The sequence below is a fragment of the Anaerosalibacter bizertensis genome (assembly GCF_009696605.1).
Classification (GTDB): Bacteria; Bacillota; Clostridia; order Tissierellales; family Sporanaerobacteraceae; genus Anaerosalibacter; species Anaerosalibacter bizertensis.
On the sequence record NZ_VULR01000008.1, the window covers coordinates 45,714 to 60,437 of the forward strand.

Annotated in this window: 11 protein-coding genes; all 11 read left to right on the plus strand. The window is 30.0% G+C overall.

What is annotated here, in order from left to right; translation table 11 throughout:
• Positions 1-2,061 carry a sigma-54 interaction domain-containing protein gene (locus tag FYJ27_RS06990; protein WP_154484139.1) on the plus strand — a complete coding sequence of 687 codons (2,061 nt, stop codon included), beginning with the start codon at positions 1-3 and terminating at the stop codon, positions 2,059-2,061.
• Between the two features lie 263 nt (positions 2,062-2,324).
• Positions 2,325-3,626: a branched-chain amino acid transport system II carrier protein gene (gene brnQ / locus FYJ27_RS06995; RefSeq protein ID WP_154484140.1), complete on the plus strand. Its 1,302-nt coding sequence runs from the start codon at positions 2,325-2,327 to the stop codon at positions 3,624-3,626.
• A gap of 334 nt (positions 3,627-3,960) precedes the next feature.
• Positions 3,961-5,739: an indolepyruvate ferredoxin oxidoreductase subunit alpha gene (gene iorA, locus FYJ27_RS07000; RefSeq protein ID WP_154484141.1), complete on the plus strand. Its 1,779-nt coding sequence runs from the start codon at positions 3,961-3,963 to the stop codon at positions 5,737-5,739.
• A gap of 1 nt (position 5,740) precedes the next feature.
• Positions 5,741-6,334 (plus strand): indolepyruvate oxidoreductase subunit beta, encoded by a 594-nt coding sequence (locus FYJ27_RS07005; RefSeq protein ID WP_154484142.1) that lies wholly within the window; start codon positions 5,741-5,743, stop codon positions 6,332-6,334.
• A gap of 122 nt (positions 6,335-6,456) precedes the next feature.
• On the plus strand, positions 6,457-7,554 hold the full coding sequence (gene hisC / locus FYJ27_RS07010) for a histidinol-phosphate transaminase (RefSeq protein ID WP_154484143.1): 1,098 nt from the start codon (positions 6,457-6,459) through the stop codon (positions 7,552-7,554).
• Positions 7,555-7,584: 30 nt separating this feature from the next.
• Positions 7,585-8,652: a butyrate kinase gene (buk, locus tag FYJ27_RS07015; protein WP_154484144.1), complete on the plus strand. Its 1,068-nt coding sequence runs from the start codon at positions 7,585-7,587 to the stop codon at positions 8,650-8,652.
• Between the two features lie 140 nt (positions 8,653-8,792).
• Positions 8,793-9,149, plus strand: a complete 357-nt coding sequence (locus FYJ27_RS07020) for a DUF1622 domain-containing protein (RefSeq protein WP_154484145.1) — start codon at positions 8,793-8,795, stop codon at positions 9,147-9,149.
• Between the two features lie 78 nt (positions 9,150-9,227).
• A complete protein-coding gene (locus tag FYJ27_RS07025; protein WP_154484146.1) occupies positions 9,228-10,289 on the plus strand; it encodes a 1-aminocyclopropane-1-carboxylate deaminase/D-cysteine desulfhydrase in 1,062 nt (353 codons plus the stop codon).
• Positions 10,290-10,474: 185 nt separating this feature from the next.
• On the plus strand, positions 10,475-10,945 hold the full coding sequence (locus FYJ27_RS07030; RefSeq protein WP_154484147.1) for an Hsp20/alpha crystallin family protein: 471 nt from the start codon (positions 10,475-10,477) through the stop codon (positions 10,943-10,945).
• Positions 10,946-11,347: 402 nt separating this feature from the next.
• Positions 11,348-12,805, plus strand: a complete 1,458-nt coding sequence (locus tag FYJ27_RS07035; protein ID WP_154484148.1) for a sigma-54 interaction domain-containing protein — start codon at positions 11,348-11,350, stop codon at positions 12,803-12,805.
• 331 nt (positions 12,806-13,136) lie between these two features.
• Positions 13,137-14,570, plus strand: a complete 1,434-nt coding sequence (gene nhaC / locus FYJ27_RS07040) for a Na+/H+ antiporter NhaC (RefSeq protein ID WP_326831054.1) — start codon at positions 13,137-13,139, stop codon at positions 14,568-14,570.
• Positions 14,571-14,724 lie beyond the last annotated feature (154 nt).

Below are 14,724 nucleotides of genomic sequence, written 5' to 3' on the forward strand. Positions count from 1 at the left end.
ATGAAGAAAACACTAGCAATAGTAAGCTATAGTATAGAATCAGTTAATTCCTATTATGCACAGATAAAGAGCCTATTTAGAGATAAAATTGAAGTTGGAAAGATTAGCATAGATGATTCAGAAATTGAAAATGGCATATATGCAGATGTAATACTTATGCCTTCCTACCATATGTTTGGGAAAATTAAAAAGTACATAAAGAGTAAATGTGATCTAGTATTTGCTAGTAGGACAATATCTAAATTAGGACTAGAAAAGATACTAAATATTGAAAACGGTGAAGAAGTAATATTAATTGATGAAAGTCCTGAAATGACAGAACAAATGATTTCAGTAATTTATCAATTAGGGGTAAGCCATATTAACTTAAAGTCCTATTGGTCAATGGAAGAAAAAGATATTCAAGATGAAATTGTAATCATCATAGGACAATCTGACTATTTACCAGATACATCAAAAGAGGTAATTAATATAGGAAATAGTTTATTAGATTTTAATACAATAATTGATATCGGAATGAAATTCAATTTAATGCCTATGCTAAACAGACAAGATATTGCAAGAAGTTACAGAGAAGTTGCAACTGTAAATTTTGGTCTAGCAGAGATTTTAAAGGTAACCAATAGCAGAGAAAGTCAACTTGATATATTACTTCAAGTAACTGATGCAGGAATTATTGGTATTAAGCCTGAAGGCAATATATTTCTTTATAATGATATTGCTGAAGATGTAATAGGGATTAGGGAGGATAAAATTATAAATAGAAACGGTATAGAATTGTTTCCACAAATACCTTTTGAATATGCTCTTAAAAATTTAAAGCCAGTAGAAGAAAAGCTTGTTAAGCTCAATGGATATGACGTTGTTGCTTCAGTTAGTCCTTTGATACATTCAAAAAACCTATATGGTGCTATTTCTATAATAAGAAAGTATAGTGATACTGAAAAAAAACAGCATATATTAAGAAAGCAATTAATTGGAAAAGGGCATAAGGCAAAATATAATTTTGATGATATAATTGGTGAAAGTGCCGCCCTTACAAAATGTAAGAAGATAGCCAAAAGAATGGCCAAGTCTAATTCCTCAATATTAATTACAGGAGAAACTGGAACTGGAAAAGAGCTATTTGCTCAGGCTATTCACAATAACTCTCCAAGGAAGAACTATCAATTTGTAGCTGTTAATTGCGGTGCTATTCCAGAAAACCTTTTAGAAAGTGAATTGTTTGGATATGAAGAAGGGGCTTTTACTGGTGCAAAAAAGGGTGGGAAATCAGGACTTTTTGAATTAGCCCATAACGGCACCTTATTTTTAGATGAAATCACTGAAATGTCTATGGATCTACAAGTCAAACTTCTAAGGGTCTTAGAAGAAAGAGAGATAATAAGAATAGGTGGAAATAGAATGATAGATGTAGATGTTAGAATAATAGCGGCCACTAATAATGATATAAAAAACATGGTTAGGACAGGGGAATTTAGAGAAGACCTGTACTATAGATTGAATGTACTGCCCTTAAGAATACCACCTTTAAGAGCTAGAAAAGAAGATATATTATTTCTTATAGAAGAATTTAAAAAAGAATTTAAAAGTGATTTTATATTAACAGAAAATGCAAAAAAATCATTGTTAAACCATAGTTGGAATGGGAATGTAAGGGAGCTTCGGAATTATGTTGAGTATTTTATAAATCTAGATTTAAAAGAAATAGATACTAAAAACTTCCCTTTTGACCATGAAGAAAGTATAGACAATGGTTTTGAAGATAAGTATGAAAAAGAGCTAATGGTGAACTTTTTAGAAATGGCTGGAACTAATATAAAAAAATATATTTTTCTATTAGAAGAATTAGAAAAAGGATACATTGATAATAGAAGATTGGGAAGAAGGAGCCTTCATCAAATAGCAAAGGAAAAAAATATTTTTATCAGTGAACAGGAAATAAGGAGTATGCTAGTAAATCTTGAAAAATTTTCGATGGTAGAAATATTTAAAGGTAGAAGCGGAACTGTTATAACAGAATATGGAATACGTGCATTAAGATACTTGCAAATGGGTTGAAAGGTATAGAAATTTTTACCTTTCTGCCCATTTGCTATGTATAGAGATTATTATAATAATTTTTATAAAATTTCACCTATAAGTGGCAAAGTATAGGACTTATATTGTATAATCATTTGTATAGATTTTTTAAAAAAGTTTGGCATAGGAAATGCATTAATTAATAAACCAATGAAAGAATAGTAATAAGTTTCTTAATATTCTAATAAATAAAGTAAAGAGGGACTTGATGCTAATATAATGGAAAAGGAGAGTGAAAATAGTTGTCGAAGAAGAGAAAAGATATTTTTATAGTAGGTTTTGCACTATTCGCAATTTTTTTTGGAGCTGGTAATCTAATTTTTCCACCTAGTTTAGGTGTTATGTCGGGAAAACATTGGGTTTTAGCAGCATTTGGATTTTTACTTACAGATCCTGTTTTACCAATTCTTGGCGTTATTGCAACATCTAAAGCAGGAGGGAAAGCTGAAGACCTAGGAAAAAGGGTAGGCCTTACTTTTTCTAGAACTTTAGGTGCAATTTCTATTTTGGTTGTTGGACCTTTGTTTTCAATACCACGAACTGCAGCGACCACACATGAAATAGCTATACGGCCTAATTTATCTAGTATACCACTTATAGTAACATCTATAATATTTTTTGTACTTACTTATTTATTAGCTGTAAATCAAGATAATGTAATTGATAGAATTGGAAAGTATTTAACTCCAGCATTATTAATTATACTTACTATTATAATAATTGTGAGTATAGTAAATCCTATTGGACCAAAAGCTGAACCGAAACCTAATAATTATTTCTTAATAGGTTTTGAAGAAGGTTATCAGACTATGGATGCATTAGGAGCATCATTGATGGCAGGTATAGTGTTGACAGATTTAACTTTTAGAGGATATAAAGATAGAAAAGAACAAGAGTATATGACTAATAGGGCCGGATTAATTGCAGGTGCTTTGTTACTTTTTATATATGGTGGACTTACATATGTAGGAGCTACAGGAAGCTCTATATTTCAACCTGATATGCCTAGAGTTGAATTATTATTAGCATTAGTAAATGAAATCTTTGGCTCTGCTGGTGCAATTACTATGTCGCTTGTCGTATCTTTGGCTTGTTTGACTACTTCAGTAGGTCTTACTGCTACTACAGCAAACTATTTCAATGATATAAGCGAAGGTAAAATTTCCTACAAATCAATGGTTATTGCTGTAACAATATGCAGCCTTTTCTTATCATTACTTGGTGTAGAAGGTCTGATCAATGTTGCAGTTCCAGTTTTATCTACTATATATCCAGTTATTATAGTTTTAATTTTAATGACATTATTCGATAAATATGTTCCAAGTGGTACTACTTATACAGGTGCTGTTTTAGGAGCTTTTATAGTTAGTTTTATTATAAATCTAAACCAAACATTTAAAATATTAAATGGACCTATGAAATTAATAAAAAAATTACCTCTTTATGAAAATGGATTTCCATGGATTGTTCCAGCTACAGTGTTAAGTGTTTTATTTACCTTATATAGTAAGTTTAAACATAGAAATGATGGAATAAAGATATAATCTTAAACAACAAGAGTATTTAATAAATATAAATGGGTTATATGGGACAAATATAAGGTACCTTTTAACCCATTTATGTTTTATAGATACTATTAAGTTATTATGTAAACTATCTGTAAATGAGAATTTACAAGTTATAAGACATAAAAAAGGGAAGATATAATAAATAACTATATTGGTATAAAAAATGCATTAATAAAATTTCAGAATGAATATTAATATTTTTTTAGAATTTCTAATAGAGATATACTAGGAAAAAAATTGATTTTATAATTAATTATTTCTAATTATTCAAAAAATATAAGATGTGCAAAGAAAAAAAGGGGGACAATAAATGAAAAAGTTATTAACAGGAAATGAAGCAGTAGCCCTTGGAGCATATGAGGCTGGTATTCATTTTGCTGCTGCTTATCCTGGAACACCAAGTACAGAAATATTGGAAAATATTGCTCCTTATAAGGAAGAAATAATAGCAGAATGGGCACCAAATGAAAAAGTTGCTGTAGAATCTGCTTTAGGTGCTTCTATTGCTGGAGCAAGATCACTTGTAACAATGAAACATGTAGGATTAAATGTTGCTGCAGATCCATTTTTCACTATAGGATATACAGGGATTAATGGGGGAATGATTTTGGTAAATGCAGATGATCCTAGTTTGCATTCATCTCAAAATGAGCAAGACAATAGATATTATGCAAAGTTTGCAAAAGTAGCAATGGTAGAACCAAGTAATAGCCAGGAAGCTAAGGATATGGTTAAATCTGCAATAGAGATAAGTGAAAGATTTGATACATTAGTTATGATGAGACTAACAACTAGAATATGCCATAGTAAATCTATAGTGGAAACTGGTGAAAGGGAAGAAGTTCCTATTAAACCTTATAAAAGAGATTTGCAGAAGTTCTATACTGCACCTGCAGTTTCCCAACAATTACATGTTAAAGTGGAGAAAAAGCTTAAAGAATTAGAGAAATTCTCAAATGAAACTGAATTAAATTATATTGAATGGAATGATAAAAAAATAGGAGTTATTTCTGCTGGCGTTGCATACCAATATGCTAAAGAGGTATTTGGTGATAAAGCCTCATACTTGAAATTAGGGTTTACATACCCACTTCCAATGGAAAAAATAAAGAAATTTGCTGATGAAGTTGAAACACTTTATGTAGTAGAAGAGTTAGAGCCATTTATGGAAGAACAAATTAAAGCTGCTGGTATTGATTGTATAGGTAAAGAAAGGATAACTAATATATGGGAACTTAATCCTGGAATTGTTGAAAAATCTTTATTTGAAGAAGAAAAACCGACTATAGAATATGATGAATCTGTTGTTGTAAATAGGCCACCTACTCTTTGTGCAGGTTGTCCACATAGAGCATTTTTCTATGAACTAGGTAAGAGAAAAGATCTAATGATACCTGGTGATATAGGATGCTATACACTAGGCGGTGCACCTCCATTAAAAGCAATGGATACTTGTATATGTATGGGTGCAAGTGTTAGTTTAGGACATGGTTTTGAGAAGATTAATAAAAAATATAATAAAGATAAGAGAGTAGTCAGTGTTATAGGTGACTCTACATTCTTCCATTCAGGTATGACTAGTTTATTAGATGTTGTTTATAACAAGAGTAATACTATTACTTGTATACTTGACAATAGGGTAACAGGTATGACAGGTCATCAAGATAACCCAGGTACAGGATATACCCTTCAAGGTGAAGAAACTAATATGGCAAGTATTCCAGATATAGTTAAAGCTTTAGGAATAAAGAATGTTAAGACTGTTAATCCATTAGAATTAGATGAGCTTAAAAAGACTTTTGACTGGGCACTTGAACTTGATGAACCATCAGTAATTATTTCAAGATGGCCTTGTGCACTTAAAGTATTGTCTAAATATGATAAAGAAGAATTTGAATATGACTTTAGAAAATGTGAAGTAGATCAAGATAAGTGTATAGGTTGTAAAATGTGTGTAAATACTGGATGTCCAGCAATTCAATTTGATAAGACAATTAAGAAATCAAGTATTGATGCGTCACAATGTGTAGGTTGTGAAGTTTGTATGCAGGTATGTCCTGTAAAAGCAATAAGCAAGGTAGGTGAATAAAATGGATAACACAAAAAGTATATTGTTAGTTGGAGTAGGTGGTCAAGGTACAATCTTGGCAAGTAAAGTTTTATCAGAAGGTCTTGTTGAAGCGGGTTATGATGTAAAAATGTCTGAAATTCATGGAATGGCTCAAAGAGGTGGAAGCGTTTCCACTCAAGTTAGATTTGGAAATAAGGTTTTTTCTCCTATTATAGGCAAGGGAGAAGCAGATATATTAGTTTCATTTGAAACAATGGAAGCATTGAGATGGTTAGAATACCTAAAACCTGATGGAAAAGTTGTGGTAAACGATTACAAGATACCTTCTGCTCCAATACTTATGGGCAAAGAAGATTATCCTGAAGGAGTTATAGATATAATCAAGGACAAGGCAAATACCAATATAATAGATGCAGCAAAAATTGCAGAAAATCTAGGGAATACAAAAGTTATGAATATTGTTTTATTTGGTGCCTTAGTTAAAGCTATGGGATTAACAGATATAGACTGGGAAGATGTTATAAGAAAAACAGTAAAAGAAAAATTTGTTGATATAAATATAAAGGCTTTCAATGCTGGAATGAATGCAATAGCTGAAGCAAACGTATTATAAACTAAGGAATTTCAAAATAGATTGTTCAGCAAGTTTGTATATTTTTCTTGCTGAACAATTATTTTAACAATGAAAAGATTAATTGTAGTAATTTAGAATAAATAATAAAGGGGAATGGTATAATGTCAAAAGATTTATTTAAAAAAGAATTAGCCAAATTAAATCCTTATGTTCCAGGTAAACCTATAGAAGAAGTAAAAAAAGAATATGGATTGACAGATGTTATAAAATTAGCTTCCAATGAAAACCAATTAGGACCATCACCAAAAGCTGTAGAGGCTGTAAAGAATGAATTAAAAAATATGAATATTTATCCTGATGCTTCTGCTATGGAGTTAAGAAAAAGATTGGCTGAAAAATATGGATTAGACAGTGATAATATAGTTGTTGGAAATGGAGGAGAGCAAATATTACAAGTAATTGCTCAGACATTTATAAATCCTGGCGATGAAGCTATTATGGCTAAGACCACATTTGGCATATATGCTAATACAGTGCTACATATGGGAGGGGTTCCAGTAAAGGTTCCTCTTAAAGATTATAAACAGGATTTTAAAGGATTTATTGAAAATATAAACGAAAACACTAAGCTAATATATGTATGTAATCCTAACAATCCTCTAGGTAATATAATGCCAAAGGATGAAATTGAATATTTAGTTGAAAATGTTCCGGAAGATATTGTCTTAATATTTGATGAAGCATATTATGACTATGCAAAGGTTAATCCAGATTATCCAGAAACTTTAGATATATTGAAGAAAAGACCAAATACCATAATTTTAAGGACCTTCTCAAAGGTTACGGGAATAGCAGCAGTACGTGTAGGGTTTGTACTTACATCAAAAGAGATTGCTACAGAAATGGGCAAGGTTAAAGGTACATTTAATGTTAATAGGCTTGCTCAAGTTGCCGCATTAGGAGCTTTAGAGGATCAAGAACATGTGGATAAAACAGTTGAAATGAACTATAAATCATTGAATATGATGGAAAAATTATTTGACGAGTGGAATTTAGAATATGTAAAATCTAATGCAAATTTTATATTTGTTGATGTGGATATGCATTCAAAAACAGTTTTTGAAGAATTAATGAAAAGGGGAGTAATAATAAGGCCAGGATATCTATGGGGCTGGGATAATTGGCTAAGGGTTAGTACTGGAACAGTAGAACAGACAGAGAAATTTTTAACTGAGTTAAAAGATATATTAAATAAATAGAAACTAATACAGTAGAGAGGAGTATGGTAGATGGGCTATAAAATATTAGCTATTAATCCAGGCTCAACTTCCACAAAAATAGCTTTATATGATGATGAAAAAGAGATTTTTACTAAAACGCTGGAACACCCTATTGATGAAATAGAAAAATATGATAAAACCATAGATCAATTTGAAATGAGGAAGGATTTGATTATATCTTTTTTAAAGGAAAATGGATATGACATAGATGATTTATCAGCTGTTGTAGGAAGAGGTGGTATGCTTCCTACAGTAAAATCAGGAGCTTATACAGTAAATGAAGCAATGATTGATGTTCTTTCAAATAGACCGGTAATGGAACACGCTTCAAACTTAGGGGCTCCTATTGCTTATGAGATAGCAAAAATGGCTGGAGTTAAGGCCTATATATATGATTCAGTGAGAACAGATGAGTTGAAGGATATAGCACGTATATCTGGTATGCCGGATATACCAAGAACAAGTACCTGCCATGTTTTAAATACTAGGGCAACGGCTATGAAGGTAGCTAAAAAGTATGGCAAAAGGTATCAAGACATGAATTTTATAGTTGCTCATTTAGGTGGAGGAGTATCTTTAAATGTCCATGAAAAGGGACGTATAGTAGATATAATTTCAGATGATGAAGGACCCTTCTCACCTGAAAGAGCTGGCAGGGTGCCTTGTAGAGAGCTTATAAATTTGTGTTTTTCAGGTAAATATGATAAAAAAACTATGCAAAAAAAATTGAGAGGAAATGGTGGATTAAGGGCTTATCTTAATACAGTTGATGCTAGAGAAGTAGAAAAAATGATTAAAGATGGAGATGAAAAAGCAAGGATAATATATGAAGCGATGGCTTATCAAGTGGCCAAGGGAATAGGTGAACTTGCTACAGTAGTAGATGGAGAAGTAGATGCAATTATTTTAACAGGAGGAATTGCATATTCTCATATGATGGTTTCATGGATTAAAAAACGGGTAAAATTTATAGCACCAGTTGAAGTTATGCCTGGAGAAAATGAAATGGAATCTTTAGCCTATGGCACTCTTAGGGTGTTAAAGGGGGAAGAAACGGCTAGAGAATATACTGAATAGAATTATTGAATAAAAAGTTGTCAAAACTATTTAAATAGTTTTGACAACTTTTTATTTTCTAATAAATATATTTTTACTATTTTTTTGTTATAATAGAACTTGGATGAAAAAGGTCTAAATTAATAAAGGGAGAGATAAAATTGGCAATAGAAATATTTTTAGAAAAAATAATACCTTATATAACAGGTACATTAGAAACTATAGGTGTTCTTATAATAGTATTTGCTTCTTTAAAAACTTTTATAAAATTTATAAAAAACAAATTTGATTTCAATGATGAGAGCTTAAAAATTGAACTGGCAAAGGGGTTAGCATTAAGCTTAGAGTTTAAATTGGCAGCAGAAATTTTGAAAACAGTTATTATTAGAACATTAGATGAATTTATAATACTTTCAGCAGTAGTTGTGTTAAGAGTTATATTAACTTTTGTTATTCATTGGGAGATTAAAACAGGTCTTAAAGAAGAAAATAATAAAGTGGAAGAAATTCATAATTAGAATATTTTCCAATAAAGTGATAGAATAGAGATATAATGTCTAATTAATTAAATTAATTAAAAAGAAGGTGCGGATTTTATGAATAAAGAAAGAGTTTTAGAAAAGCAAAAATTATTTGAAAGTATATCTCAAGCCCAGTTAGGATATTTTCCAACTCCAATATATAAAGTAAATAAAATTTCTGAAGAGTTAGGAGTAGAACTATATTTGAAGAGGGACGATATTACTGGACCTAGTGTTTTTGGAGGAAATAAAATCAGAAAATTAGAATTTTTATTAGGAGATGCTATTGACAAAGGATCAAGCTATATAATTACTCATGGGGCTACCCAATCAAATCACGCAATGCAGACGGCTACAGCATGTAATAAATTAGGTCTAAATTGTATACTTTATTTATTAGCCCTAGTATCTCCAGATATGGCTAACTTAAAAAGCAATCTTCTATTAGATAAAGTTCTTGGTGCAGAAACCAATATAATAGAATTAGAAGGTGGAATGACAGAAGCAGAAGGGGAAAAAATTGCACATGAGAAGGCTAAAGAAAGGATTAAAGAATTAGAATCTGAAGGAAAGTTTTGTTACGAAATACCAGTAGGCGGTTCGACACCAGTAGGAACATTAGGATTTATTAAGGGACTTTTAGAACTATATATTCAATTAGAAGAGAACCATGTGGGAGATATAGACTATTTATTTGTTACAGCAGGTAGCGGAGGTACATTGGCAGGAATATTGGCAGGTATTAGTTTACTTGATTCCGATACAAATGTAATTGGAATAGCAGCTAGTCCAAAAGGGGAAGAGTATAAGGAAAGAGTAGTAGGTTTAGCAAATGATGCATTAAAGTTATTGGGTGTAAATGAAACTATATCTAGAGATAGTGTAAAAGTGGATACAAATTATGTTGGTGAAGGATATGAAATTCCTACAGAAGAAGCTTCTAATGCTATAAAATACTTTGCAAGAAAAGAAGGTATTATTTTAGATCCAGTTTATACAGGAAAGGCTATGTCAGGCCTTATAGACTATGTAAAGAGTGGGATAATTCCTCAAGGAAGCAAAGTGGTATTTTGGCATACAGGAGGAGGAACAGGACTATTTGCAGAGAAAGAAATAGTTGGAAATGTATATGATTAAAAAATTATAAAAACAATAGAAATTATGAGAAAAATGGATATAAAATAAAATATTCAAATAAAATCATTAATAGCATATGATAATTAACGTATAGAGGATTTGTCATAATACAGGATAAATGTATATAATATACATGGAAGGTCAAAGAAAGTCAAATAAATATATAATGTGGGAGGTGCATATATATGTTTGACTTAACACCATATAGAAACAGAGGAGTTAGTAGAAGAGAAGATTACAACGCTATGGATACTATTGATCGAATGTTTAATTCTATGGTAAAGGAATTTTTCAATGGTGTAGGTTTTCCAAGTTTTACATCAATGGCTAATGAAGGCATAAAAGTAGATATTAAAGAAAATGATAAAGAATATATCTTAGAAGCAGAGATTCCAGGTGTTGATAAAAAAGATATAAAATTAGAACTTAAAGATGATTTATTAACAATTTCTGTAGAACGAGATGAAGAAATTAAAGAAGAAAAAGAAAATTATATTAGAAGAGAAATAAAAAGAGGGAGATTCCAAAGAAGTTTCTATGTAGATAATATAAAAGAAGATGAAATAAAAGCTAAATTTAAAGATGGTATTTTATATATTACACTGCCAAAAGATGAATCTGAAAAATCTAAGGGTAATCAAATAGAAATAGAATAAAATAAAAAATTGACGAAGTAAATATGGAAACATTCAAAGATGATTAAACTTATAATTATACAATAAATAACTAAAAATACAGTAGTTTCTAAAATAGAAACTACTGTATTTTTATATTTATAATAATTTTTTAAAAAGAGTATTAAACATTGATTTTATTTATATTTGTAATAGAATATATAGTAACTTAAAATCATTTTTTCTCAAGAGTTATGGAAAAAACCATTTATTTTCTATATAAATCACATCTATAAAAGTCTTGTAAAAAACCACTTAAATGTATTAAAAAACAAGAAAAGCCATCATATCTTTGATAAAACATTAACTTATTTATATCAAAATAAAGTTTTTCTTCTAAATAAATATAATTTATAACGGATATAAGATCAAGGGAGGGAGAAAATGGAAGAAATCAAAGATTATAATTCCAAAAAGGAATTTCCAGTTTCAAAAGAAGAATTATTTGATATTATTTTTGATAATATCAATGTAGGGATTGATGTAATAGATTACAGAGGGACTATACTTTATTATAATAAGGCCATTGAGAAGTTAGAAGGACTTAGTAGTCAAGAGGTTATTGGTGAATTTATTTTTGATATTTTTCCAAGTTTTAACTATGAGAATAGTACAATGTTTAAATGCATTGAAACCGGTAGGCCTATATACAATAATATACAAAGTTATTTAAACAACAAAGGAGAACAAATTTATGCTATTGTCACTAATATTCCTATAATTAAAGATGGAAAAGTAGAAGGAGTAGTTGAGTTTGCATTAGACATGGATTCAATAGGTAGTTTATATGAAACCTTTAATAGATGGTATAGCTCTAAAGATATTAGCCTTAAAAAGGGTAAAGGGAAAAAAGGGGCTAATTACTATAACTTTGGAGATTTTAAAACTAATAATATAGAATTGAAAGAAAATATAAACAAATTAGAAGCTATTTCTAAATATGATTATAATGTACTAATATTTGGAGAGACAGGTACGGGTAAAGAAATACTTGCTCAAAGTATTCACAATGCAAGTTATAGAAAAAACAAACCTTTTATAGCGCAAAACTGTGCAGCTGTACCTGAAAATATTTTAGAATCTATATTTTTTGGAACTGAGAAAGGTGCTTATACAGGAGCGGAAAGTAAACCAGGCTTATTTGAGATGGCAGATGGAGGAACAATTTTTTTAGATGAATTAAATTCCCTTCCAGTTTATCCTCAAGCCAAACTTTTAAGGGTAATAGAAGAAGGCTATGTAAGAAGATTAGGAGGAAAAGAAGATATAAAAGTAGATGTAAGGGTTATAGCTAATGTAAATAGAGATCCTTTAGGATTAATAAATAAAGGGAAATTGAGAGAGGATCTTTTCTATAGAATATCTCAGATTTATGTAGAAATTCCCCCACTAAGAAAAAGGAAAGAAGATATATTGTACTTAAGTAGGTATTTTATAGATCAAAATGCTAAATTTTTAAATATGGAATCGATTAAATTATCTCCTGAAGTTAGGCACTTATTTGTAAATTATCCTTGGGTAGGCAATGTAAGGGAATTAAAAAATGTAATTATACAATCAATGATCAATCTTAAAGTGGATTGTGGAGAAAATGTAATAAAAATAAAGCATGTACCGAAATATATTATAAATGAAAACAATAGAAAAAGGATGAAAAAAATTCTTAAAGTTAATAAAGATAAGAGCTATGAAGAAAGAATTATAGCAGTTGAAAAAGAACTTATTTTAGAAGCATTAGATAGAGCTGATGGAAATGTTTCAGAAGCAGCAAGACTACTAAAAATAAAAAGGCAGACCCTCCAATATAAAATAAAAAAATATGAAATTGAAAATGTAGAATAAACATATTTTATAAAGAAAAATGCTGAAAAATCAATAATTGTTAATATATTGGCAATAAAAAATTAAATATTTTAAAACAGGAAAATATTTTCTCTTTCAAACTCAGTGATATAGCTATTTTACTAATATAATTTTTAATAATAAAATTAGGCACGGATATTGCAATTAAATGTGTATAATCAATAAATTATTTTATATTTTAATATTTAATTTAAATATTGATTTCTCTAAGTTTATATATAGGTGGTGATTTAATTTAAAATTTAACAAGTAGAGCAATTAATATTTATGCAAAATTTAAAATAGCTATATACGAGAAAGGAGAATATAAGTGGAAAGTTTGAACAAAGTTAAAAAACCATCTTTAGCTTTATCGTTAGTACCTTTTATTTGTCTTATTTGTTTCATGCTTATAGGAGTAGTTGGCCTTGGAAGTGAGCCACAAATACCATTAATAATGGCCTGTATAGTTACAGCATTTATTGGGAAATATTTAGGTTATTCATGGGATGAAATGGAACAAGCAATGATTGATTCAAATGCTATGACTATGCAAGCAAATTTTATTATTATGATAGTAGGATGTTTAATAGGAGTTTGGATGTCTGGTGGAGTAGTACCTGGAATGATATATTATGGTCTTCAATTATTTACTCCAAGTATGTTTTTATTATTATTACCAGTAATATGTGCAGTAATTGCAGTATCAACAGGAAGTGCATGGAGTACAGCAGGAACTATGGGAACAGCTGCAATGGGTATAGGAGCAGGATTAGGAATTCCTCCAGCTATAACAGCAGGAGCAGTAGTATCAGGTGCTTCTTTTGGAGACAAAATGTCACCATTATCTGATAGTACAAACTTAGCAGCAGGAATTGCAGGAGTAAATGTTTTTGATCATATAAAACATATGCTTTATACTACTGTACCTAGTTTTTTAATATCCGTAGTTATATTTGGTATAATAGGACAAGGGTATAAGGGTACATCAGTAGATACAGCTCAAATAAATGGTATATTAAATGCATTAGATGCAAATTTTACTATAACACCATTAATATTTATTCCGCCAATATCAGTAATATTGATGATTATATTTAAAGTACCTGCAGTACCAGGAATGATTGGTGGAACAGCTATAGGGATTATATTTGCATTTGCACAAGGAACTGGTGCCAGTGAAGTATTGTATAACTTATTCTATGGATTCGAAATAGCAACAGGAAATGAAATGGTAGATACATTGTTAAATAGAGGTGGACTTCTAGAGATGATGGAAACCATTTCCCTAGTAATGTGTGCTATGGCTTTTGGTGGCTTAATAAAGAAAATAGGTTGTTTAGACAATATACTTGAAGTAATACTTAATCATTGTCATACTAGAGGTTCAATTATGCTATCTAATGTAATAGCTTGTGTAGCGATGAACTTTATGGCAGCAGATCAATATATGGCTATTGTAATACCTGGACAAATGTATGGACCTGTATATGAAAAATTAAATCTACATCCTAAAAATTTATCTAGAGTATTAGAAGATGCTGGTACATTAACATCAGGATTAGTACCTTGGTCTACTTGTGGTGGAGTTTATAGAACTACATTAGGAATCAGTGCGTTTCAATATGGAAGGTTCCATTTCTTAGGCCTTATTACACCTATTGTTTCAGCGCTATATGGATTTTTAGGTATTGCATTAGCACCATTAGATGAAAATAAACCAATAGTTAAAGATTTGAGAAAAGAAACAGCTAAAGAAGCTTAAACAAAAAATATACAGTAGTTTATATAAACTACTGTATATTTTTATCCTATAAAATAAACCAATGCAAATATATTTGCATTGGTTTGCTGGAAAAGTGGCGGTTTATATTTCATCTATTTTCTACGCAAATCTCAATGAATCTAAGGGTTACAAT